Here is a 22261-nt window from a genome sequence, read left to right as displayed (position 1 = left end):
CGTCCGCGGTCCCGCCGGCGGCGCGGCGCGGACCGAGCCGGGGCGGACCGCGCGGACCCCGGTCGGAGGGCCCCGGTCCCGGGCGGACGGCCGCTCCGGCGGCCGTCGGGAGCCCGGGACCGGCGGGCGGCGCGCACCGAAATTCGACTCCGTTCGAAAACGGAGTCCGCCCAGGGGGCCCGCGCCCGCGGTTTCCGGCGCATACTGGTGGGAAATGACGAAACCACCTGCAGTCCGGCGGCCCCTGCCCACCAGCCCCTTCAAGGCTCGGGCTGAAGCACCGATCAAGCGGTTCGCCGTCGGCGACCGCGTCACCCACGACCGTTACGGTCTCGGCCGGGCCATCGAGGTCGAAGGAGACGGTGACATCGCCGTGCTCGTCGACTTCGGGTCGCGGCAGGAACGCATCCCCCATCCGTACACCGCGATGTTCAAACTCTGACTCCGGGCCCGGGCAACCGGGTTCCGCCGTCGGCCGGCCCGGTAGCGACCCGCCACCGGGCGGCCGGGGCGTGCCCGGCCCCGGCCGCCCGGTCCGTCGTGCCCACCGCGCGTTCGCGCCCACCGGTCGACGTCCGCCGCTGAGCACCGACCGCTGAGCACCGACCGCTGAGCACCGACCGCTGAGCACCGACCGCTGAGCACCGACCGCGGAGCACCGGCCGTTGAACGCCGGCCGTTGAACGCCGGCCTCCGACCAGCCCGCCGGTCGGCCGGCAGGTCGGTCGACGAGGCGTTGCGCGGAGGCTCTACTCCGGCGTGCCCACCCGCGGACGCGCCCCCGGGAGCGGGCCGGTCACGCCGGCACCGCCTCCACCACCGACAGGACCGTCGGCGTGGGGACGACACGGGACAGCCGCAGTCCGGCCCTCGCGAAGAGCTCCGTGAAGTCCTCCTCCGTGCGCTCGCGGCCCGTGAGGGACGCCATCATCATCAGGTCCAGGGTCTTGGACTGGTGGGGTTCGTTGCCCCGGGGGACCACCGCGTCCAGGACCAGGACCCGGCCTCCCGGGCGCAGCGACCGGCGGCAGTGGGTCAGCAGCGTCACGCAGGTCTCGTCGTCCCAGTCGTGCGTGATCCGCTTGAGCAGGTGGACGTCGCCGGGCGGCACGGCCGCGAAGAAGTCGCCCTCCGCCAGCGTCCAGCGGCCCTCGATCTCCTCGGCCGTGTCCAGCCGGTGGCCGTCGAGGACGTGGGCGCGGTCGTAGAGGACGCCCTCCAGTGCGGGGTTGCGGCGCAGGACCTCCAGCAGCAGGCCGCCGTGGCCGCCGCCGACGTCCACGACCGTGCCGGCGCCGGGGAAGTCGTAGGCCGCCGCGATGACCGCGTTCTCCGGGTCGGACATCGCCGCCATGCCGACGTGGAAGACGGCGGCGGTCCTCGCGTCCTGGGCGAACCAGTCGAAGAAGGGCATGCCGAAGATGCCCTCGAACGACGCGGTGCCCTCGGTGAGACAGTGCGTCAACTCCCCGGCCGGACGCCACATCGTGCGGTCGGTGAGCATCTGGATCGCCGTCCGCGCGGAGTACGGGACGTCGCCGCGCAGCGCCTGCCCGGCGTCGGTCAGCGCGAACCGGCCCTGCTCGTCCTCCACCACCACGCCCCGGGTGGCGAGCAGGCGCAGGACGCGGTGGAGGCCGCGGGCGTCCGTGCCGGTCGCGGCGGCGAGCTCGGCGGGTGTGCGGGGGCCGTCCGCGAGGTGGTCGGCCACGCCCACGTCGGCGGCGGCGCGCAGGGCGGCGGGGTGGAGGAATCCGAGGGCCTCGTCGATCAGGAAGGCGGCGGAATCGCGGAAGCGGTCATCGGGGCCGGTGTCCCCGGGCGTCCCCGCCCCCGCCTGCGCCCTCGCCCCGGCCCCCGCCTCCGCCCCTGTCCGTGTGCCCGCCGCTGCCTCCGGTCGGTCGCCGAAGCGCTTGCCCTCGTCCTGGACCACGTCGTCCTCCTCGAATCAGCGCCCCCGCGCCGGAAGGCTTCCCACGGGTGAACGGGCCGAAGCGCGGCGCTGACGGGGGTCCTCCGATCGTGGCTGGCGGCGCCGCTCCCGGCGTGTCGAGAATGGAGCGACGGCTACGACGTCCCGTGTGAGAGGCCCCCAAGGGGCCGCGACCACAAGGAGTGACAAGCCATGAAGTACATGCTGATGGTCCTCGGGAGCCAGGCCGACTACGACGCCATGGCCGGCAAGGCGAGCGAGGGCAACCCCGTCTGGTCCGCGGAGCAGATCAAGGCGATGTTCGAGCACATGGGATCGCTGAACGACGACCTCGCCGAGGCGGGGGAGCTCGTCGACGCCCAGGGGCTGACCGAACCCCGGCAGGCCCGGTCCGTCACCGCCGCCGCCGACGGCACCCCGGTGGTGTCCGACGGACCGTACGGCGAGGCCAAGGAAGTGCTCGCCGGCTACTGGATCGTCGACGTACCGAACTTCGAACGGGCCGCCGAGATCGCCGCGCGCGCCCACGCCTGCCCGGTTCCCGAGGGCGCCCCGAACTACCCGGTCGTCGTGCGCCCCGTCGGAGAGGGCCCGGAGACCGGGGTGTGACGGACGACCGGGCCGGGGCCCACGAGGGCGCCCAGGACACCGGGGACCTGCTGCGCCGACTGGCACCCCAGGTCCTCGGTGCCGTCGTGCGCCGTTACGGGCACTTCGACGCCGCCGAGGACGCCGTCCAGGACGCCATGCTCGCCGCCGCCGTGCAGTGGCCGGAGCAGGGCCGCCCGCGGAACCCGCGCGGCTGGCTGATCCGGGTCGCCTCCCGCCGGCTCGTCGACCGGCTGCGCAGCGAGGAGGCGCGCCGACGGCGCGAGGAGACGGCCGCGGCGATGACCCCGCGCGACGAGTTCGAGTCGCCGCCGCCCGGCGAGAGCCGCACCCCGTCCGAGGACGACACCCTCACCCTGCTCTTCCTGTGCTGTCACGCGGAGCTCTCGCCGGCCGCCCGGATCGCCCTCACCCTGCGGGCCGTCGGCGGGCTGACCACCGCGGAGATCGCCCGCGCCCACCTGGTCCCCGAGGCGACGATGGCCCAGCGGATCAGCCGGGCGAAGCAGCGCATCAAGGCGTCGGGGGTGCCGTTCGGCCCGCCGCCGCGGGAGGAACGGGCGCAGCGGCTGGCGGACGTCCTGCAGGTGCTCTACCTGATGTTCAACGAGGGCTACACCGCCACCTCGGGCCGGGAGCTGCTGCGCGACGACCTCGCGACCGAGGCGATCCGCCTCACCCGGGCCGTGCACGGACTGCTGCCCGCCGACGGCGAGGTGGCCGGGCTGCTCGCCCTGATGCTGCTCACCGACGCCCGCCGCGCGGCCCGCACCGGGCCCGACGGCAGTCTGGTCCCGCTCGCCGAGCAGGACCGCTCGCGCTGGGACCGCGACGCCATCGCGGAAGGGGTCGCCCTGGTCAGCGGCGCGCTCACCCGCTCCCGGCTCGGCCCGTACCAGCTGCGCGCCGCCATCGCGGCCGTCCACGACGAGTCGGCGCGCGCCGAGGACACCGACTGGGCGGAGATCCTCGCCCTGTACGAGCTCCTGATCCGCTTCGCCCCGGGCCCGATGGAGCACCTCAACCTCGCGGTCGCGAAGGCCATGGTGGACGGGCCGGAGGCCGGGCTCGCGCTGCTGGAGGAGCTGGACGAGGACGGCCGGCTGGCCGGCCACCACCGACTGGACGCCGTCCGGGCCCACCTGCTCGAAGGGGCGGGTGACCGGGCGGCGGCCCGCGCCGCCTACGCGCGGGCCGCCGCCCGGACGTTGAGCATCCCGGAGCGGCACTACCTCCAGGCCCGGGCGGCCCGGCTGGCCTGATCCCACCGGACACGCCCGGGTCCGCGTCAGTCCTCCGCCGTCAGTCCTCCGCCGTCCGCCCTCGGCGCGGGCCCCCGGACCCCTTCAGGCGATCGGCGAGGGCGAGGAGGAGGTGGACGTTCGGGGTCCTGCTGACGCCCGCGCTGATCGGTGCGCGCCGCCTTCCGGCGACGGCGAACCGGACGAGGCCGTCGGCCACCTTGATCTCCTGGACCGCGTGCCACGGGACCGACTCCCGCGCGGACCCGACCTCGTCCCGGGTCATCCAGAGCGTGCCGAAGTCGAGCCGGCCTCCCGCCTCCAGGGTGTCGACGGCCCCGGGGAACTGCGCGCGGGTGACCGCCTGCTGGATGGCGGGCGCCCACTCCCGGGGGTTGGCGAACCGGCCCTTCTCCGCGACCTCGCCCACCCCGTCCGCCCGCCCGCGCAGCACGACCTTCCCGCCCGCGGTGTCGGTGAGCGTGTACTCGTAGGCGGTGTAGCCGCCGACGCCGGTGTGCCGGACGGTGTACTGGCGGAGCGACGTGCTCTCGTAGCGGACGGTGTGGACCCGGCCCTTCACCAGGGCGGTGAGGCCGTGCTCGAAGAGGTCGAGCCTGAGGTCCCGGTTCTTCTTCGACGTGGACCGTTCGAGCCAGATGCCGAACGGGACCAGCACCAGCAGCCCGAGCGGGATGACGGCCATGGCCGCGGCCTGGGTGCGGGTCAGGGCGAACGCGATTCCTCCGAGGACCACGACCCCGGTCACGGCGCAGCCGAGGGAGCCGGACTGCGACTGCGCCCCCGGGTACACCGCGTGCCGGCCGCCCAGCCGGCCGCGCGCCGCGGCCTCCTCGACGGCCGCCGGGGCCGGGGCCCGGCTGTCCGCGCGGCCGTTCGCGTGGCCGTTCGCACGGCCGTCGGTCCGGCCGTTCTGTCCGGTCATTCTCTTCCTCTGCGATCCGGGACGGTGCACACCGGCGAGGAGCGGCAGCCGGGTGCCTGACTGGTTCTTCGCGCGTCCGGCGGCGCCGGCCGGGCGGCGGGGGCCGGCCGGGCCCGGTGTGTGGGTGCCCGGCCGGGGCGTCCGATCCGGGCGTCCGGCCGGCCGGGGCTCAGTCCGCGAGGGCGAACGCGGTTTGCAGCCGGGGGACGTAGTCGGCGAGCGCGGGAGCCCAGCAGCCGTAGTTGTGGCCGCCGTTGCAGGTGGGCGACAGGGCGGACCCGTTGCCGTAGTCGACGAAGCGGTGGGGGATCCCGAGCTGGTTCAGGCGGGTCCTGACGGTGCCGGCGGCCAGCGCGGTGAAGTGGTCGATCGGCCCCTGGTCGCCGGTGTAGAGGGTGACCCCGGTTCCGGCCAGCCTGGCCAGGTTGGCCGCGGCGGCCGGGTTGACCGCGTTCCAGACGCGGTCGGCGTCGAAGACCGGGTAGGGCGAGCCGAAGATCGCGTCGCTGTCGACGTAGGGCCCGTAGCCGACGCACCGGCCGGTGCCGGAGGTGCTCGCGGCGCACCACGCGCCCGGGAGGTCGAGTTCGGTGGCGAGGACGGTCCCGCGGATCTCCGCCATGCCGAAGTCGATGCCGCCGGACAGCGAGGCGACGTGGCCGAACAGGTCGGGCCGGGCCTCGGCGTAGCGCAGTGCGCCGTAGCCGCCCATGGACAGGCCGACGACGGCCCGGTGGGACCGGTCGGTCAGGGTGCGCAGGTTGGCGTCGATGAACGGCACGACCTGGCGGGTGTGGAAGGTCTGCCAGTTGGCCGCGCCGAGCACGGTGTTCTGCATGAGCCAGTCGGCGTACCAGCCCTTCAGGCCGCCGTCCGGGACGACGGTGATCATCGCGTTCGAGTGCAGGGCCGGGGCGGCCGCGGCGTCGTCCACGGTGCCGGCTCCGCCGTGCAGGAAGTACGTCACCGGCCAGCGCTTGCCGGGGTCCGCGGCGTAGCCCTCGGGGAGGAGGACGCGGATCCGGTGCGGTCCGGACAGCTGGGCGGTGGTCACGGTCAGCGTGAAGTCGGTGGCCGAGTGGATGACGGGCGCGCCGACCTGGGTCAGGCCGAACCCGTCGGTGAAGGGCGGCGGAGCGGTGTCGGCCGCGTGCGCGGGCGCGGCGACGAGCAACGCGGTCACGGCCGTCGCCGCGGCGACGACGGCGGCCTTCGCGCGCCGGCGCCAGGCGGGCAGGAGCGAGGTCATCAGTGGTCCTCTCGGGGTGGCGGACCCGGCGTTCGGGGCCCGGGGACTCGGGGAAGGGGACGGCCCGGGCCCCGGAGCGACTCAGGAGGGGAGCGGCTCAGGAGGGGGAGCTACAGCGCGCAGTAGGCGTCGACCGTCGCCTTGCCCGTGTCCTGCTGGCCCTTGGTCCCGGCCAGCATGTGGAACTCGTTGTTGGCGCGGGCGACCTGCTTGCTGCCGTCGTCGCTCGTGTACCAGTCGCTGAAGTAGCCCAGCACGGCGCCGTTGTGGCTCCAGGCCCACTGCCCGCACGGCAGCTGCACGTGGATGATCCCCAGGCCGTAGCCGACGGTGCCGTCGGCGGTCACCGGGACGGTGGTCTTGAGCTCGGCCTGCTGCGCGGGTGCCAGGAGCCGCCCGGTCACCAGCGCGCGGGCGAAGGCGGCCAGGTCGTCCAGCGTGGACACCATCGCCCCGGCGGGCCCGAAGGTCTGGACGTTGGACACGGTGACGTCCCGGATGCCGATGGCGATCACCGGGTACTCGTAGCCGCGCAGGTGGTTGCCGGGGATGGACGGGTCGGCGGTGGGGAAGCTGGTGTCGTGCAGGCCGAGCGGTTCGATGATCCGCTGCTGGACCTCGGTCGCCGTGTCGTTGCCGGTGACGGCCTTGATCACCATGCCGGCCAGGACGTAGTTGGTGTTGGAGTAGCCCCACTGCCCGCCCGGCGTCCCGCTGGGCTTGCGCTGCTTGAGGCCGAGGTCCACCAGGGTCTGCGGCGGCCAGGCCTGGTTGGGCTGGCCGTTCAGCGCGTAGGACAGCGAGAACACCGTGTCCTTGGCGTAGTCGGGCAGGCCGGAGGTGTGGTTGAGCAGCTGGCGGATCGTGATCTTCGTGCCGTCGTAGCCGTTGGCGGCGACGGCTCCGGGCAGCCACCTGGCGACGGTGTCGTCGAGCGACAGGCGCTGCTCGCCCTCCAGCTGGAGCAGCACGGCGGCGGTGAACGCCTTGGTGTTGCTGCCGATCCGGAACTTGGCGGCGGGATCGGCGGGCACCCTGGTGGACAGGTTGCCGACGCCCGCGTGCACGTACTGGGTGGTGTCTCCCTGGCGCACCAGGCCGATCACGCCGGGGTACCCGTCGGCGACCCCCAGCTGGGCACCGGCCTGGAGGATGCCGGCCGCGGTCGGGGTGTCGGCGCTCGCCGGTCCGGCACCGGCCAGGGCGGCCAGGGCCAGCGCCGCGCCGGCGGCGATCAGACGGAGGGGCTTCATGGGACTCCTTGGGCTGAGGGTGGGCCGTGGCGGCGGGCGGTGCTCGCGAGGCCGGGGACCTCCGGACAGCGGCGCCGCGCCGGCCGGGTACCTGCGATGCTGCGGTCGGCGCGGCCGGACGGACAGGCCACGGCACCGGCCACATGTGACCGGCCGTCCCCGGCCGGTCGCCACCGCCCACGGCGGGCGTGACCCGCGGTCAGGACGGCCCGGACGGCCCGGACGGCGTGGGCGAGGCGGGCGGCCCGGCCGGCGCGGGCGGAGCGGACGGCGGAGCAGGCGGCGGGAGGACGGCCGGCCCGGGCGGGAACGTGGCCGGCGCGTACCCGGCGTGCTGCTCGCGGAACAGCCGGCCGAGGTGGTGCTGCAGCCGCACGTGCCGGAACTGGTGGACCGCGCCGGTCTGCCGCAGCACCCCGCGCTGGTAGGCGTCGTCCAGGAAGGCCACCGTGCGCCAGGGCAGACGGCCGGTCAGCGGCAGCCACACCCGCGACAGCACGACCCACTGCCCCCACGCGGTGAACGCGAGGAGGTAGGCGACCGTACCGCCGACCCCGCCGATCGCCCCGATGACGAGGCCGTCCGACAGCTCCCAGCGCAACGGACCCAGCACACCCTGGAACAGCTCGACGACGAGGCGGCCGCAGAGCGCGATGGCGAGGGTGAGCGCCGGTGCCAGGACGAGGAACTGCCGGCCCACCGTCGCGCGGTTCGAGGACAGCAGGCTGACCGGGGTGGCCGCGGAGGTGACGTCCACGGGCGCTTCGAGCGCGGCCGCGAGCCCGAAGACCAGCCCGGCGGCCGAGCCGAAGGTCAGCCCGAAGCACACCATGTTGACGAGGGTGGCCTCGACCACGTCCGGGTCGGTGAGCGGGACCCCGGCGAACAGCGCGCGCTCCAGCGCGCGGGCGCCCGCGTACCCGGCGCCCATCACCAGTCCGCCGAGCAGGCCGTCCCCGAACCGGACCGCGAAGGTGCGGACGGGCCGGCGGCCGAGGCTGCCGTGGGTGCCGGGCAGCCGCAACCGCACGCGGGTCGGCTCGAAGGCCCTCCCGCGGCCGAAGGCGGTCAGCAGCGCGTACACGGAGCCGAACGCGAGACCGGCGACGGGCCCCACGAGAATCCCCTGAAGGAGGATCTCGCCGATCCCGAGCCGGGTACCGGGCAGCAGGCCGACGAGCAGACAGGCCAGCCAGTCGGACAGGGCGACGCTCAGCGAGGTGGCCACCACGACGGCCGTGATGCGGGTCGACCGCGGCAGCGAGTCGCCGATCCGCCACCAGGCGAGGTCCTGCCGGTCGTGGTCGAGCCGCACCAGGTGGTGCGCGAGGTGGCCGAGCCAGTGCTGGGCGCGTTCGGCGTCCCAGCCCGGCGACCGGGGCCGGTGGCCGGCGGCGTCCCGTTCGGGGGCACGGTGCCGGTACACCGCGGGGACGAAGCCCGAGAGCAGGTGCTCCTCCAGGGCCTTCGCGGTGGGGAACCGGTCGGTGTCGAGCAGTTCGGCGGGGTCGCGGTCCGGCGACTCGCTGTAGACGGTGCGCGCCAGGATGACCATGAGCGGGGTGGTCAGCACCGCGGCGAGGTTCGCGCCCGCCGCCGTCTCCCGGCTGCGCACCGCGTCGAGGACGGCGTCCCACGGCGCCGCGGCCCCGGCGGCGTCCACGTCCTCGGCGGCGCCCACGTCCTGGGCGCGGCCGCCGCCCCGGACGGTGGCGGGCCGGACGGTGACGGGCCGGACGGTCCGGGGCAGGTAGTCGACCAGGTCGTCGGGGGTGAGATCGGTGAGTTCGATGCCGGCCGCCCACAGCAGCGGTGCGTGCGCCTCCTCGACGGCTTCGGCGAACTCGCCGCGCCGGCTGGTGAGGACGAGCGGCAGCGAGGTGGTGTTGAGCGCGTCGAGGGCCTCCCGCCGCAGGCCCTCCGCGATCTCGTCGAACCCGTCGAGGACCGGGAGGACGAGGTCGGCGTCGACCAGCGCGGCGGCCAGCGGCGAACCGCCGGGGCCCCGGCGGGCCAGGTGCGGGTGGTCGCGCAGTAGCCGGCCGATCAGCCAGTCCCGCAGCGCGGTCGTCGTCGGGTCCCAGGAGCCGACGCTGAAGATGACCGGCACCCGGCCGGAGGAGGCCGGGGCCTCCAACTGGTCCAGCAGGAACCTGATCGTGAGGATCGACTTGCCCGAGCCGGCCTGGCCGAGGATCACCAGCCGGCCGGAGGAGATCCGGCGGTAGACCTCGGCCACGCTCCGCAGGTCACCGCTCAGGTCCACCTGGCGCGGCACCGCACCCGGTCCGAGCCGCTGGATGTTCTCCGAACGGTCCGTCAGGCCCGCGGGCGCCGGCTGCCACCGGACCGGGAGCGGGAACGGGTCGTGGACCCGGCGCTGCGCCTCCTCGCGCCGCCAGCGGCGCCGGACCTCGGTCGCCAGCTCCTGCGCGGCCTCCGCCAGCACGCCGTGCACCGGCTGCGGGACGGGCACCCCGGGCGCGGGCGGTCCGGGCGCGAGTGCCGCCGGTACGGGCGCCGCCGGTGCGGGCGCTTCGAGGGCGGGCGGTTCGGGGGCGGGCGGTTCGAGCGGCGCGGGGGCCACCGCGCTCCGCGACGCCGCGAGGGTGGTCGCCAGGCGCCGGCGGTCCTCCTCCCCGATGCCGAGGGCGTCGGCCAGCAGGTTCACCGTTCCCAGCCGGTGATCGGTGGACCTGCCGCTCTCCAGCCGGCGGATGGTGCGGACGCTCACTCCGGACCGTTCCGCCACCTGTTCCTGCGTCAGGCCCGCCTGGCTGCGCAGCCGGCGTAACAGCGTGCCGAGCTGATCTGTCACCGAGGCGCCTCTCTACTCGCCGGTAAGGTTCGGCGGCGAGCCTACCGGTGAGGACCGGTCAGCAATGTCCGGTGGGCTTGGCCTGTTCGGCGGGCCCGGCCGACGCCACAATCGCTGCCCCGATGGAGACCCGTGGCACGGCGAGACGCGAGGAGTCGACGTGGCGGTCCGCTACTGGTGCGGTGAGTGCGACTTCAGGACGACCTGGCTCGGCGGGCCCCAGGGGGAGCGGCAGCAGGTCGAGCACTACGCCCGGAGGCACCCCGGCATCCCGCCCGGGGGCCACGTCGAGGTCGGCCGGAACCCGGACGCCGGCTGCGGCTGCCTCGCGCTGGCGGCGGTCGCACTCCTGCTGCTGCTCGTCGCCGCAGCGTGCCACCGCTAGTACGGCAACGCTGCTCACCGTGGCGGCCGCCCGGCACCGGGAGGGCCCCGGTGCCGGGCGGCCGGGTCGCATCAGACGGGCAGGTGCCAGAGCTGGTTCGAGGTGCCGTTGCAGTCCCAGATCTGCACGACGTTGCCGTTGGTGCTGTCGTAGGCCCGGACGTCCAGGCAGCGGCCGGACTTCGTGTTGACGATCGCGCCGTCGCTCCGGACCCACCACTGCTGGGCGACGTTGCCGTTGCAGGGGCCGGTGTGCACCTGGGTGCCGTTGCCGGTGCGGCCGTCCCAGATGTCCAGGCACACGCCGACGGCGCGGATGGTGCCGTCGGCGCCGATCTTCCACCTCTGGTTGACGTTGCCGAGGCAGTCCCAGATCTGGGTGGGCGTCTTGTTGGCCATGCTGCCGCCGCGCACGTCCAGGCACTTGCCCGCGAGGCCGGTGACCTGCCCGACCGGGCCGGCCGGGACGGCGGGTCCGAACGAGACGCCGATCCACCACGGCGTGCCCATACCGAAGCAGCTCACGGAGATGGTGGTGTCGCCGGTGACCCAGGGGCTGTACGCCGGAGAGAAGACGTACGAGTTGGTGTTGAAGTCCCAGCTCGCACAGGAGCCCCCGAGGCTCCAGGCCTGCATCGGGTCGAGGCCGGTACAGGTGGCGGACCAGCCGGACTGGGTGCAGCTCCCGACGCCGCCGGGGCCCGGGACGGTCGTCGCGGACTGCGCGGCGGCCGGCTGCGCGGCGGCGGACCGCGTGGCGGCGGGGGCGGGGCTCTCGGCGGCGTCGGCGGCGGCGGGCGCGGTGAGCGCGGCGGCTCCCGCGAGCAGGGCGGTGGCGAACAGTGTGGCGGTACGGCGCATCGGAAGATCCTCACGGAGACGGGGAACCGGTCGACCCGCCTGCCAGGGAATCGTGGTGACGAAGCGACAGTTGTGCGGGTCAGGTGAGAGCTTCGGGTGCGACATGAACACGGTCAACAACGCGGGATGGAGATCACGCCAGCGGTCCGTCCACGGAGGGTGGTTGGGAGAGCGGGCGGCCGGCCGCAGCGCAGCAGGCGGGCCGCCCGACCGATCCGGCCGGAATGCGCACGGCCCGGGGCCGCCTCCGAGCCTCCGCCGTCAGCCCGGCGGGCGGTCACCGGGCCAGGTCCTCCAGGACGGCCCGCGCCGCGTTGTGCCCGGGGATGCCGCTGACGCCGCCGCCGCGGACCGCTCCCGCGCCGCACAGCAGCACGTTCGGGTGCGCCGTCGCCACGCCCCAGCGGGCCGCGGCGCCGTCGGGCTCCTCGGTCGCGAAGGGGAACGAGAGGTCCTGGTGGAAGATGTGCCCGCCCGGCAGGCCGATCTCCCGTTCCAGCTCCGGCGGCGTCCTGGCCTCCAGACAGGGCCGGCCTCCGGCGTCCCGTGCCAGGCAGTCGGCGATCGGCTCGGCCAGCACCGCGTCGAGCTGGGCCAGGCTCGACGCCAGCGCGCGCTCCTTGGCCGCCGGGTCGGCGAAGAGCCGGGCGGGCATGTGCAGGCCGAACAGGGTCAGGGTCTGGAGCCCCCGCCGGGCGGCCTCGGGCCCGAGGATCGACGGGTCGGTGAGGGTGTGGCAGTAGATCTCCGACGGCGGCGCCGAGGGGATCCGGCCCGCCGCGGCCTCGGCGTAGGCCGTCTCCAACTGCCGGTAGCCCTCGGCGATGTGGAAGGTGCCGGCGAAGGCCTCCCGGGGATCCGCGGCGGTGTCCCGGAGCCGGGGCAGCCGGCTCAGCACCATGTTGACCTTCAGCTGGGCGCCCTCCGGGGCGGGCCCGGGCCGCTCGCCCAGCAGCCGGGCGAGGACGGCCGGGGCGGCGTTCACGAGGACCCGCCTGCCCGCCGCCGTCGCCTCTCCGCCCCGGTGGCGGTACGACACCTCGGCGTCGCCGGTGCCGTCGGTGGCGACGGCGGTGACCTCGCAGCCGGTCCGGATCTCCGCGCCGGCCGCCAGTGCCGCCGCGGCCAGTGCGTCCGTCACCGCGCCCATCCCGCCGACCGGGACGTCCCAGTCACCCGTCCCGTTGCCGATCACGTGGTAGAGGAAGCAGCGGTTCTGCCGCAGCGAGGGGTCGTGGGCGTGGGTGAAGGTGCCGATCAGCGCGTCGGTCAGCACCACGCCGCGCACCAGGTCGTCGGTGAAGGTCCGTTCGACCGTCTCGCCCAGCGGCTGCTCGAAGAGGCTCTCCCACGCGGCGTCGTCCGCGATCCGCCGGCGGAGTCCGGCGCGCGAGGGCAGCGGCTCGGTGAGCGTCGGGAACACCCGCCGGGCGACCTGCTCGGTCGTCCCGTAGAAGCGCCGCCAGGCCTCCCACTCCCGCTCCGTGCCGGTCAGTGCCCGGAACGACTCCCGGGTCCGGCCGGGGTCGGCCGCGTCCACCAGCAGGCCGGTGGGCTTCCCGTCGCGGACGACGGGCGTGTACGAGGCGATCCGGCGCCGCCGGAGTTCCAGTCGCAGCCCGAGGTCCCGCACGACCTGGTGCGGCAGCAGGCTCACCAGGTACGAGTACCGGGACAGCCGCGCGTCCACCCCCGCGAACGCGCGGGTCGAGACCGCCGCCCCGCCCACCCGCGGCAGCCGCTCCAGCAGCAGGACCCGGAGTCCGGCCCGTGCGAGGTACGCCGCTGCCACCAGCCCGTTGTGTCCGCCACCGACGATCACGGCGTCGTGGCGGACGGACGCGTTCGCGTTCACACGGCCACGCTACGGCACCGCGGAGGGCCGGGGAACGGCCGTGCGTCAACGGGTCGCGTCCGGACCGCGGCGGGTGGCGGCCGCGCCCGCCGGGTCGTCGCGTCCCGGTCCCGGGGAGGAGCCGGGGGCGTGGCGGACGGCGTGGTTCACCTCCGGCACCGGGGTCGCCGGGCGGCCGCGCCGCCGGTGCAGCCAGAGGTAGAGCAGCAGGCACGGCAGCAGCACCCCGGCGACGCTGAGGACGACGAAGGCGGTGAGGCTCTCGATGTGCCGGACCAGCCAGGCGAAGTTCTGCCCGAAGAAGCCGACGACGAAGGACAGCGGGAGGAACACGGTCGCGATGACCGTGAGCCGCTCCATCGTGGCGCTCTGCCGGAGGTTGATCCTGTTCTGCTCGACGGAGATCACCGCGATGTTCGCCTCCAGGACGGTGGCCAGCAGGTCGCGCTGGGCGGCGACCTCCTCGTTGACCAGCAGCAGGTGGTCGTGCACGTCGTGGAAGTACGGCAACAGCCCGCCCGCGGTCCGGCCGGGCTGGAGGCGCCGGGCGAGTACGGCGAGCAGGGGGTGGACGGCGCGGTAGAAGTCGGTGGCCTCCCGGCGCAGGAAGTAGATCCGCTCGGTCGGGGCGACCGTCCCGGAGAACACGGTGGCCTCGATCTGCTCGATGTCGCGTTCGAGTTCGGCGACGACGGGCGCGTAGCTGTCCACGACCTGGTCGAAGATCGCCCACAGGGTCGAGGTGCTGCCGGTCCGCAGCAGTTCGGGACTGCGTTCGAGCCGGCTGCGCGCACCGGTCAGCTCGCTGGCGATGCCCTGGCGGACGGTGATCACGAAGTGTTCGGCGAGGAAGACGCTGATCTCGCCGGAGTCGATCTCCTCACGCTCGTCGTCGTAGCGTGCGGTGCGCAGGATGATCAGCTCGGTGCCGTCCTCGTACTGCTCGGCCTTCGGCCGCAGGTGGAAGGCCTGGGCGTCCTCGACGGCGAGTTCGTGCAGCCCGAAGCTCTCGCGCACCCGGGCCAGCTCCTCGGGGCCCGGTTCGAACAGGCCCAGCCAGACGAATCCGCCCTGCGTGCAGCGCGCGGCCGCCTCCTCCAGCGACATGGGGCCCTCGTGCTGCCGGCGTCCGTCGCGGTAGTGCGCGCAGTCGACGATCATGGCGGCCCTCCTCCTCGCACCCGGCCGGCCGCGCCGAGTGCCGCCCGCCGGCGGCGTGGCGCGCCGTGGCGGCCCCACAGCTGAGATGTTCCTCCTGTCCGCCCGGACCCGCCCGGCGGGCCCGGGGCTGTCCGGCCGGGCAGGGCGGTCCTCCGCGCTGCGGTCACCGGGCGGGCCGTGGTCGCCGGCCGGTCACCCGACGGCTGTGCCCGGAGGACCGCTGGGCGCCGGGGGCGCTGCGGACGGCGAAGGTGGCGGGGGTGGCGGGGCGTTCGATGCTCCGACGGCGCTGACCAGGGCCTGCGCCTGGGTGTCGACGAGCCTCGTGAACAACTGCTGGGAGTATCCGAAGACGATGGCCCAGGCGATGATCTGGGCCGATGAATCGAGGGCCGACAGGCCGGGGACGAATCCTCCGCGCATGAGGAGCAGGCCGAGTACGGCTGTGAGCGCACCCATGGGGAGCTTGAGGAGCGCGAGGACGACCGGAACGTTGTAGGGGGTCGCCGATCCCCTGATTCGACGCAAGGACGTGGCGGCGGCGATTCCGGCGGCCACCAGGCCGACGATTTCGATGAGGATGTAGTCCGACGGCGATGTCGCGGCGGCCAGATTCGCGTCGACGTCCGGATAGATGGGATCCGGGTCCATTCCACTGGGGCAGACGACCACGTAGCCGGCCTCGCCGAATCCCACGGGGGGAGTGAAGCACAACGGGAGGATGTCGTCCTTCGCCGCCCCGAGGAATCCGATCCAAACGGCTCCCCCGATCAGAATTGCGGCGACCCACCCGACGATATTGACGAAGCTGCGGAGTCTGAGGGTCTCACGAATTCCCGTCTGCCGGGCCACGCTGACCGCGTCCAGGATGGACTCCAGATTCGAGGCCGTGAGCATGCCGGTCTTGAGGAGGCCCTGGTTGATCTGCTCGACCTTGATCCGCCGGGGATCATTCGCGGGAAGCTGGTCCTGGACCAGCGCAAGCACGCCCGGCATCATCGGGATGACCTCGCCGGGCTCCGAAAGCCTCAGCAGCAGGTTGTGCGCGGCGTCCAGGTGAATCTGTCCGACGGTCAGGTGCGAGCCCGTCTTGAAGATCGCGTGCCGCTTGTGCGAAAGCGCTCTCCTGGCGTCTTCCAATTCATTGAAGGCCTGTGCCAGCAGGCCTTGGACGTCCCGCGCGCCGTTGTGCCTCTGCTCCCTTTCGCACAGAAGCGCCCACAGCTCGTTCACCCGCGCGAGGAGTACCTCTCGAAGCTCCCAGGGCCCTAATTCGAACCTCTGCACCTTGCTTCGGTTTGTGCGCGGGGTGTCAGCCATGCGAGGATTCTAGGCGTCCGCATATCGGGGCGCATCCCTGGTGTGCTCCGAATTGCGCCCGATGACGTAATTTCCGTCCGGCCGGTACCGCCGCTCAGGTGATGTGAACGGCCTCCGCCCGCCGCCCGGGCAGCCCCACCCGCCGGGTCCGCCCCCCAGGACGGCCGTCCCGAACGGGAATCGCGGGGAGCGGGGGTCCAGGGCAGCGGGAGTTCACGCGGGAACGAACCGGACCCGGAACAGGTGGGGCCAGAGTTTCCCGGTGACCAGGAACTCGTCGGTGCCGGGGACGGCGGCGATGCCGTTCAGGACGGCCCGGCGCCCCGGGCGCCCGCCGGCCGGGAACAGGCCGCTCGCGTCCACGCTCGCGGTGACGGCCCCGGTGGCCGGGTCCACGCGGATGATGGTGTCGGAGCCCAGGACGTTGGCCCAGACCGCGCCGTCGTCCGTGCACTCCAACTCGTTGAGCCGCCGCACGGCCCTCCCGCCGCGGGTCACTTCCACGCGGCCGGTGACCGCGAACGAGTCCGGGTCGCGGAAGGTGAGCCGGTGCGAACCGTCGCTCATCACCAGGCGGTCCCGCCCGTGGTGCCCCTGGTGCCCCTGGTGGCACAACCCCCACCCCTCGCCCGAGTAGGCGACCCGGCGGAGCTCCGCCAGGGTCGCGCGGTCGCGTTCGACCGCCACGCCGTCGCGCCAGGTCAGCTGCCACACCCGGTCCCCCAGTACGGTGATCCCCTCTCCGAAGAGCCCCTCGCCCAACGCCGCGCGCGCCAGGGGCGGTTGCCCGGGCGGGCCGGCCGTGAGCACCGACCGGCCGACCCTTCCCGTGCCCTCGTACAGCAGTGGGCCCCCGAACTCCAGCCCCTGGGTGAAGGCTTCCCCGTCGTGCGCCAGCGTCTCCAGGACCTGCACCCGCAGGAGCTCGACGCCGCCCGCGCCGCCCGGGGCCGGCGCGGTCGTGCGCCCGCCGGCCGCCGTGCCCAGGGCGAGGGCGACGGCCAGGGCGCACCCTCCGGCCAGGGCCGAGGCTCCGGTCACGCGCAGGACTCCGATCGCCATGGCCTGCCCAACGAGCGCACCCGTACCCGGGCCACGCGGCGAAGGGGCGACACCGGGACCGGGGCCGCCGCCGGGCGTGCGGATCCGAGGCCTCAGGGGCCCGCCGTCTCGGGGCCCGCCGTCTCAGGCCGAGCGGCGGTAGTAGGTGACGGCGATCCTGACCGGGCCGTCGTCCGGGGCGGTGGCGAGCGCGCGGACGACGACGATGTCGCGGCCGCCCGGGGCGCGGACGCAGAAGCTCCGGTCGGGGCCCACCGCGGTGAAGGGGAGCGCGGTGGCGGGCCGGGTCTCGACGCCCTTGACGCAGTCGGGGAGGGTGAGGCCGCCGCCCGGTGCGATGTAGGCGTCGCTGTCCTCCGGGATGTAGAACTCGCCGGCGTGGCGGCCCAGGTACCAGCCGGAGGTGTCCTGGGGCGCGACCTTCCCGGCCTTGAGGTCGAACTCGTAGGAGTGGTCGGGAGAGGTCAGTTCCAGGGCGGTGTAGACGGCGGTGAAGCCGGCCAGCGTGGTGGCCTGCGCGGACGGAGACGCGGTCGGAGGGGTGGCCGGGGAGGCGGACGGGGCCGGGGAGGGCGCGCCGCCGGGCGCGGCCCCGGCGGACGGGGCGAGGCTTCCGGTGGCGGCGACGTTCTGGTCGTCGAGGTCGTCGAAGTCGTAGGGGTCGAGCAGGAGGACCGCTCCGGCGGCGCCGACGAGCAGTGCCGCCGTCGTCAGGAGGGCGGTCCGGGCGCGCCGGCGCGCGGTGCCGGCCTTCCCGCGTCCGGCCTCCCTGTGTCCGGAGGCTCCGTGTCCGGGGGCCAGGTCGTCGACGGGCGCGGGCTGGAGGCGGGTGGCCGCCGCGGGCTCGGCGGGGACGAGCGCGGTCGGGGCCTCGGCCGAGAGCCGGGCCGTCGCGCCGTGCGGGTCGGTGGACGGGGGAGGCGTGGTCGGCGGGTCGCTGTGGCGGCGGATCTCGGTGCTGACCTGGCGGGGCAGCCAGTCCTCGGAGAAGCGCAGCTCGCCGCCGGTGGCGGGGTGGCTGCGGGCGGCCTCGATCAACCGGTCGGTGTCCGGGCGCTGTTCGGGGTCCTTGGCGAGGCAGAGCCGCACCAGCTCGTGCAGCCCGGCCGGCAGCAGGGAGAGGTCGGGCTCCTCGTGCACCGCCCGGTAGAGCGCGGCCGGTTCGGGCCCGTCGCCGAAGGGCGGTGTGCCGGAGCCCACGTGCGCGATCAGGGCGCCCAGGGCGAAGACGTCGGTGGCCGGGGTCGCGGCGAGTCCGAGGACCTGTTCGGGGGCCATGAAGCCCGGTGAGCCGATGCGCAGGCCGGTGCCGGTGAGCGGTACGGCGTCGGCGGCGCGGGCGATGCCGAAGTCGATGACGCGCGGGCCGTCGGCGGCCAGCAGGACGTTGCCGGGCTTGAGGTCGCGGTGGACGACGCCGGCGGCGTGGATCGCCTGCAGCGCCTCGGCGACGCCGGCCAGGAGCAGGAGGACGGTGCGCTCGGGCAGCGGGCCGTGGCGGTGGACGACCTGCTGGAGGGAGGGGCCGGGCACGAAGGTGGTGGCCAGCCAGGGGGTGGCGGCGTCGGTGCCCGCGTCGACCACCTGGGCGGTGTACAGGCCGTGGATGCGCCGGGCGCTGGCGACCTCCTGGGCGAAGCGGTGCCGGAAGTCGGGGTCCTCGGCGAGCTCGGGCCGGACGACCTTGAGCGCGACCGGGCGGCCGCCGGGGGTGTACGCGAGGTAGACGCGGCCCATGCCGCCCGCGCCCAGCCGTGCGCAGAGGCGGTAGCCGCCGACCTCGCGGGGATCGTCCGGGCACAGTGCCCGGAACGCCGTGGGCGACGGGGCACCGAAGGACTCTGCGGTCATGCTGGCTCCCAGCGGGTCGAGCGGGTGTGGCGGCGGGCCGTTCCGCCCCCGGGGGGCGGCCCGCGCGGTCGTCGGCGCGGTGAACCGCAGGGATCATACCCCGACTGGAGTTTCAGTCAGGATGGGGTCGAGGCCGGAAGCCGCCGGCTTCCCGGTAAGGTGATCGCTTGTGGCTGACCGTCGAACCCTGATCATGGAAGCGGCTGCGCGGGTCATCGCCCGGCGCGGCGTCCGCGGGCTGCGCGTGGAGGAGCTGGCAGCCGAGGCGGGCGTGTCCACCGCGCTGATCTACTACCACTTCAAGGACCGCGCGGGGATCCTCCGCGCGACGCTGGAGTTCATCAACGACCGCGCCGAGCGGTACACGACGGAGCGCGCCGCGGACGCGCCGCCCCTCGACGCCCGGGGCGAGCTGGAGCAGACCCTGCTGCTGGAACTCCAGGACACCCCCGAGGTGCGGGAGAACAGCACGGCGTGGGGCGAACTGCGGGCGAGCGCGGTGTTCGACCCGGATCTGCGGGAGGACCTCGCCCGGGCCACGCTGGTGTGGGTCCAGGAGGTCACCGACCTGCTCGGCCGGGTGCACCCGATGAACGGCGTCGCCTCGCTGGCCGCCTCCGCGGAGCGGCTGACCGCACTGCTGGAGGGCCTGAGCGTCCGCTGGCTCAGCGGGAGCCTGCCGGTGGCGCACGCGCGGGAGCTGATGCGCGGTGCGATCGACGCCGAACTGGAGCGGCTGCGCGCCTGACGGGCGCCGCGACCGGCCCCGGGTCCGAGAACGGGCCCGGGGCCGGTCCGCGTCCGCACGCAGGTCGTCCGGGGACGGGTCGTCCGGACGCAGGTCGTCCGGGGACGGGTGGTCAGGGGGCGGGGCGGTCCGTCGGCACGGCGCAGAGCTGTCTCGTGAATCTTGACTGAAAATTCAGTCAATGCGAGAGTGGAGGAGCGGCGCCGGACGAAACCCGCCCCGGGCGCCCTATGCAAGGCCACCGGCCGTGCCCGGCACGCGCCGCCGACGGACCGCCGTCGCCGCGCGGCAGGCCACCCGGTGGGCAACACTTGACTTGGAGATCCGAATGAGCGACACCCACGGTGACAGCCGCTCCCTGTTCGGTCGCCTCTTCGGGGCCCGGGCCCCGCGCGGGTCGGTCCCGGACGCCGGCCGCGCGGAGGACGGGACGGAGGCCGGCCTCCCGCAGTGGTGGGTGGACCGCGACGACGTCCCGCACACCCGCACCTGGATGTCGTGGCCCTCGCGCAAATCGGTCTGGGGCCGGCAACTGTCGGGCGTCCAGCAGGACATCGCCCTGATCGCCCGGACCGTCGCCCGCTTCGAGCCGGTCCTCCTGTGCGCGCCGGACGGCTACAGCGTCCGGGAGGCGCAGTTCCTGTGCGGCCCCTCCGTCACGGTGACCGACGCCGTCCCCACCGACGACCTGTGGATGCGCGACATCGCCCCCGTGTTCCGGCGTAACGGCTACGGGCGGCTCGACGCCGTCGGCCTCAACTTCAACGGCTGGGGCGGCAAGCAGACGCACCGCGACGACGCGGAGGCCGCGCGCGGCATCGCCGGGCTGCTCGGACTCCCCTTCTCCTACGCGGAGTTCGTCGGGGAGGGCGGCTCGGTCGAGTCCGACGGCGACGGCACCCTGATGGCCACCGAGAGCAGCCTGGTCAACAAGAACCGCAACCGGGGGATGAGCCGGGACGAGATCGAGGAAGCCGTCCTGGAGGTGTACGGGGCGGACCGGATGATCTGGGTCCCGGGCATCAAGGGCAAGGACATCACCGACGACCACATCGACGTCACCTCCCGGTTCGTCCGCCCCGGTGTCGTCATGGTGCAGCTGCCCCCGGCGGACCGCGACGACGTCTGGGCCCGGGGCGCCCGGGAGCAGTTCGACATCCTCTCCCGCGCCACGGACGCCCGCGGCCGCGGGCTCCGGGTGATCCGGGTGGACGGCCCGGACACCGTGCGCTCGCGCGACCCGAAGTTCGTCGACTCGTACCTCAACTTCCACGTGGTCAACGGCGGCGTCATCGCCACCCGGTTCGGCGACCCGGTCAAGGACGAGGCGGCCCGGCGCACCCTCGCGGAGGCCTTCCCGGGGCGCGAGGTCGTCCAGCTCGACGTCGACCGCCTGATGGCCGGCGGCGGCGGCATCCACTGCTCGACCATGCAGGAACCGGTGCCCTGAGACGGGCCGGCCCCCGGAGCGGCGCACCGCCGCGGCACACCGCCACGCCGCCACGCCGTCGCGACCGCGACCGCAGCTGTGACCGCGACCGCCCCCGGGGCCCGCCCGGCCGCACCACGCCCAGCCCTTCCGAACCCTCGTCCCGCCGGAGCCTCCCGTGTCAGACCTGTCCTCGTTCTTCTCCTCCGCCCGGTCCGCCCCCTCCCGCCGGACGGTCCTGCGCGCCGCGGCCGGCGCCGGCCTGCTGACGCTGGGGGCGGCGGCCTGCGCCGCACCGGACGACGCCGAGGAGGCGCTCCCCCCGGGCGCCTCGGAGTCGTCCGCGCCGTCCGCGCCGGGTGGGTCGCCCGCGCCGGACGGGGCGCAGCCGCCCGCACCCGGCGGCGGGGCCACCCCCGGGCGCCGGTTCGGCGCCGAGTGGGAGAGCCACACCCGGACCTTCATGTCCTGGCCGGCGTCCACCGGCATCTGGGAGGACCAGCTCCCCGCCGTCCGCGCGGACATCGCACGGCTCGCCCGCGCCGTGGCGGGCTACGAGGCGGTCGTGATGTTCGCCCGCCCCGGGCAGGTGGACGCGGCGCAGAACGCCTGCGGCAACGGTGTCGAGGTGGTCCCGCTGCCCGTCGACGACCTGTGGGCCCGGGACACCGTGCCGGTGTTCGTCGAGGACGGGTCGACCCTGAAGGGCGTCGACTTCAACTTCAACGGCTGGGGCAACAAGCAGAAGGAGCACGGGAACGACTCGGCGCTGGCCGCCGCCGCCCTCGGGAAGTACGGGCTCGAACGCGTCCGCACACCGCTGGTGGCGGAGGGCGGCTCCTTCGAGACCGACGGGCAGGGCACCCTGATGGTCACCGAGAGCTCGGTGGTCAACCAGCGCCGCAACCCGGGGAAGAGCCGGGACGAGATCGAGGCCGAGCTGAAGAAGGCGCTGGGCGTGACCAAGGTGATCTGGTTCGCCGGGGTGCGCGACCAGGACATCACCGACGCGCACGTGGACTGCCTGGTGCGGTTCGCGGCCCCGGGGGTCGTCCTGCTGGACCAGCCGTTCCCGGGTGCGCCCGCCGACGTCTGGTCGCGCTCGGCCGCGCAGGCGCGCGAGGTCCTGAAGACCGCCACCGACGCCCACGGGAAGCCGCTGCGGGTGATCGACCTGCCGCAGCCCGACCCCGACCGCATCACCGGCAAGGGCGACGCCTTCGTCTCCTCGTACATCAACTTCTACGTCGCCAACAAGTCCCTGTTCCTGCCGCGGTTCGGGGACGCCAAGGCGGACGACCGGGCCCAGCAGATCCTGCGCGACCACTTCCCCGGCCGCGACATCGTCCCGGTGAAGATCGACAGCATCGCCTCCGGCGGTGGCGGCATCCACTGCTCGACCCACGACCAGCCCGGCAAGCCGGACGCGGGCTAGAAAGCCTGCCTCTCGGATCCATGCCGGGCGCCGCTCGGTGGCCGTACGTGCGTCAGGCCCGGCCGGGGTGTTCCCCTCGGCCGGGCCTGATGCGATTTTCAGGACG

At 74.5% G+C, this 22261-nt stretch carries 18 protein-coding genes; 7 read left to right on the top strand and 11 right to left on the bottom strand.

Annotated elements, in window-relative coordinates; all coding sequences use genetic code 11:
- The first annotated feature begins 214 nt into the window (after positions 1-214).
- The gene (locus tag AC067J_RS38410; RefSeq protein WP_478307386.1) at positions 215-442 is read left to right on the top strand and encodes a hypothetical protein; all 228 of its coding nucleotides are present in this window, start codon (positions 215-217) and stop codon (positions 440-442) included.
- A 354-nt stretch (positions 443-796) separates the two neighbouring features.
- Here AC067J_RS38410 and AC067J_RS38405 read toward each other — a convergent pair whose 3' ends face one another.
- A complete protein-coding gene (locus AC067J_RS38405) occupies positions 797-1933 on the bottom strand; it encodes a methyltransferase (protein ID WP_478307384.1) in 1137 nt (378 codons plus the stop codon).
- Positions 1934-2125: 192 nt separating this feature from the next.
- Between AC067J_RS38405 and AC067J_RS38400 the strand changes: the two genes are divergently transcribed.
- A complete protein-coding gene (locus AC067J_RS38400; protein ID WP_478307382.1) occupies positions 2126-2542 on the top strand; it encodes a YciI family protein in 417 nt (138 codons plus the stop codon).
- Positions 2539-3804: an RNA polymerase sigma factor gene (locus tag AC067J_RS38395; RefSeq protein ID WP_478307380.1), complete on the top strand. Its 1266-nt coding sequence runs from the start codon at positions 2539-2541 to the stop codon at positions 3802-3804. Before AC067J_RS38400 ends, AC067J_RS38395 begins: the two co-directional genes overlap by 4 nt.
- Positions 3805-3844: 40 nt before the next feature.
- Here the strand turns inward: AC067J_RS38395 and AC067J_RS38390 are convergent, their stop codons facing one another.
- The 4 genes from AC067J_RS38390 to AC067J_RS38375 form a co-directional block, all read right to left on the bottom strand.
- Positions 3845-4729: a DUF6585 family protein gene (locus AC067J_RS38390; RefSeq protein WP_478307378.1), complete on the bottom strand. Its 885-nt coding sequence runs from the start codon at positions 4727-4729 to the stop codon at positions 3845-3847.
- 169 nt (positions 4730-4898) lie between these two features.
- Positions 4899-5978: an alpha/beta hydrolase gene (locus AC067J_RS38385; protein ID WP_478307376.1), complete on the bottom strand. Its 1080-nt coding sequence runs from the start codon at positions 5976-5978 to the stop codon at positions 4899-4901.
- Between the two features lie 110 nt (positions 5979-6088).
- Positions 6089-7231, bottom strand: a complete 1143-nt coding sequence (locus AC067J_RS38380; protein ID WP_478307374.1) for a serine hydrolase domain-containing protein — start codon at positions 7229-7231, stop codon at positions 6089-6091.
- Between the two features lie 199 nt (positions 7232-7430).
- Positions 7431-10049, bottom strand: coding sequence for a helix-turn-helix transcriptional regulator (locus AC067J_RS38375; RefSeq protein ID WP_478307372.1), 2619 nt, complete (start codon positions 10047-10049; stop codon positions 7431-7433).
- Positions 10050-10209: 160 nt separating this feature from the next.
- Between AC067J_RS38375 and AC067J_RS38370 the strand changes: the two genes are divergently transcribed.
- A complete protein-coding gene (locus tag AC067J_RS38370; protein ID WP_478307371.1) occupies positions 10210-10434 on the top strand; it encodes a hypothetical protein in 225 nt (74 codons plus the stop codon).
- 71 nt (positions 10435-10505) lie between these two features.
- On the opposite strand, the gene AC067J_RS38365 is transcribed toward AC067J_RS38370, so the two are convergent.
- The 6 genes from AC067J_RS38365 to AC067J_RS38340 form a co-directional block, all read right to left on the bottom strand.
- Entirely contained in the window at positions 10506-11294 is a 789-nt protein-coding gene (locus AC067J_RS38365; RefSeq protein ID WP_478307369.1) for a ricin-type beta-trefoil lectin domain protein, read from the bottom strand.
- A gap of 277 nt (positions 11295-11571) precedes the next feature.
- Entirely contained in the window at positions 11572-13149 is a 1578-nt protein-coding gene (locus tag AC067J_RS38360; protein WP_478307367.1) for a phytoene desaturase family protein, read from the bottom strand.
- Between the two features lie 45 nt (positions 13150-13194).
- The gene (locus AC067J_RS38355) at positions 13195-14310 is read right to left on the bottom strand and encodes a CorA family divalent cation transporter (RefSeq protein WP_478307365.1); all 1116 of its coding nucleotides are present in this window, start codon (positions 14308-14310) and stop codon (positions 13195-13197) included.
- Between the two features lie 192 nt (positions 14311-14502).
- Entirely contained in the window at positions 14503-15630 is a 1128-nt protein-coding gene (locus AC067J_RS38350; RefSeq protein WP_478307363.1) for a hypothetical protein, read from the bottom strand.
- Between the two features lie 213 nt (positions 15631-15843).
- A complete protein-coding gene (locus tag AC067J_RS38345; RefSeq protein WP_478307361.1) occupies positions 15844-16692 on the bottom strand; it encodes a glutaminyl-peptide cyclotransferase in 849 nt (282 codons plus the stop codon).
- A gap of 123 nt (positions 16693-16815) precedes the next feature.
- On the bottom strand, positions 16816-18543 hold the full coding sequence (locus AC067J_RS38340) for a serine/threonine-protein kinase (protein WP_478307359.1): 1728 nt from the start codon (positions 18541-18543) through the stop codon (positions 16816-16818).
- 193 nt (positions 18544-18736) lie between these two features.
- On the opposite strand from AC067J_RS38340, the gene AC067J_RS38335 reads away from it, so the two are divergent.
- The 3 genes from AC067J_RS38335 (at position 18737) to AC067J_RS38325 (ending at position 22155) form a co-directional block, all read left to right on the top strand.
- The gene (locus AC067J_RS38335; RefSeq protein WP_478307436.1) at positions 18737-19291 is read left to right on the top strand and encodes a TetR/AcrR family transcriptional regulator; all 555 of its coding nucleotides are present in this window, start codon (positions 18737-18739) and stop codon (positions 19289-19291) included.
- A gap of 328 nt (positions 19292-19619) precedes the next feature.
- On the top strand, positions 19620-20741 hold the full coding sequence (locus AC067J_RS38330) for an agmatine deiminase family protein (RefSeq protein ID WP_478307357.1): 1122 nt from the start codon (positions 19620-19622) through the stop codon (positions 20739-20741).
- A 157-nt stretch (positions 20742-20898) separates the two neighbouring features.
- Entirely contained in the window at positions 20899-22155 is a 1257-nt protein-coding gene (locus tag AC067J_RS38325; RefSeq protein WP_478307355.1) for an agmatine deiminase family protein, read from the top strand.
- Positions 22156-22261: the final 106 nt, after the last annotated feature.

The sequence above is a fragment of the Kitasatospora sp. NPDC042419 genome (genome assembly GCF_056437345.1).
Note: the sequence above shows the minus strand (reverse complement) of the source record. Positions and strands in the feature narration are given on the sequence as shown.

What these genes read in the sequence shown, in the direction of transcription:
- AC067J_RS38410 (WP_478307386.1), top strand. Translation starts at nt 215, where the DNA reads ATGACGAAACCACCTGCAGTCCGGCGGCCCCTGCCCACCAGCCCCTTC.
- AC067J_RS38400 (WP_478307382.1), top strand. Translation starts at nt 2,126, where the DNA reads ATGAAGTACATGCTGATGGTCCTCGGGAGCCAGGCCGACTACGACGCC.
- AC067J_RS38390 (WP_478307378.1), bottom strand. Translation starts at nt 4,729, where the DNA reads ATGACCGGACAGAACGGCCGGACCGACGGCCGTGCGAACGGCCACGCG.
- AC067J_RS38385 (WP_478307376.1), bottom strand. Translation starts at nt 5,978, where the DNA reads ATGACCTCGCTCCTGCCCGCCTGGCGCCGGCGCGCGAAGGCCGCCGTC.
- AC067J_RS38380 (WP_478307374.1), bottom strand. Translation starts at nt 7,231, where the DNA reads ATGAAGCCCCTCCGTCTGATCGCCGCCGGCGCGGCGCTGGCCCTGGCC.
- AC067J_RS38365 (WP_478307369.1), bottom strand. Translation starts at nt 11,294, where the DNA reads ATGCGCCGTACCGCCACACTGTTCGCCACCGCCCTGCTCGCGGGAGCC.
- AC067J_RS38355 (WP_478307365.1), bottom strand. Translation starts at nt 14,310, where the DNA reads ATGATCGTCGACTGCGCGCACTACCGCGACGGACGCCGGCAGCACGAG.
- AC067J_RS38350 (WP_478307363.1), bottom strand. Translation starts at nt 15,630, where the DNA reads ATGGCTGACACCCCGCGCACAAACCGAAGCAAGGTGCAGAGGTTCGAA.
- AC067J_RS38345 (WP_478307361.1), bottom strand. Translation starts at nt 16,692, where the DNA reads ATGGCGATCGGAGTCCTGCGCGTGACCGGAGCCTCGGCCCTGGCCGGA.
- AC067J_RS38340 (WP_478307359.1), bottom strand. Translation starts at nt 18,543, where the DNA reads ATGACCGCAGAGTCCTTCGGTGCCCCGTCGCCCACGGCGTTCCGGGCA.
- AC067J_RS38335 (WP_478307436.1), top strand. Translation starts at nt 18,737, where the DNA reads ATGGAAGCGGCTGCGCGGGTCATCGCCCGGCGCGGCGTCCGCGGGCTG.
- AC067J_RS38330 (WP_478307357.1), top strand. Translation starts at nt 19,620, where the DNA reads ATGAGCGACACCCACGGTGACAGCCGCTCCCTGTTCGGTCGCCTCTTC.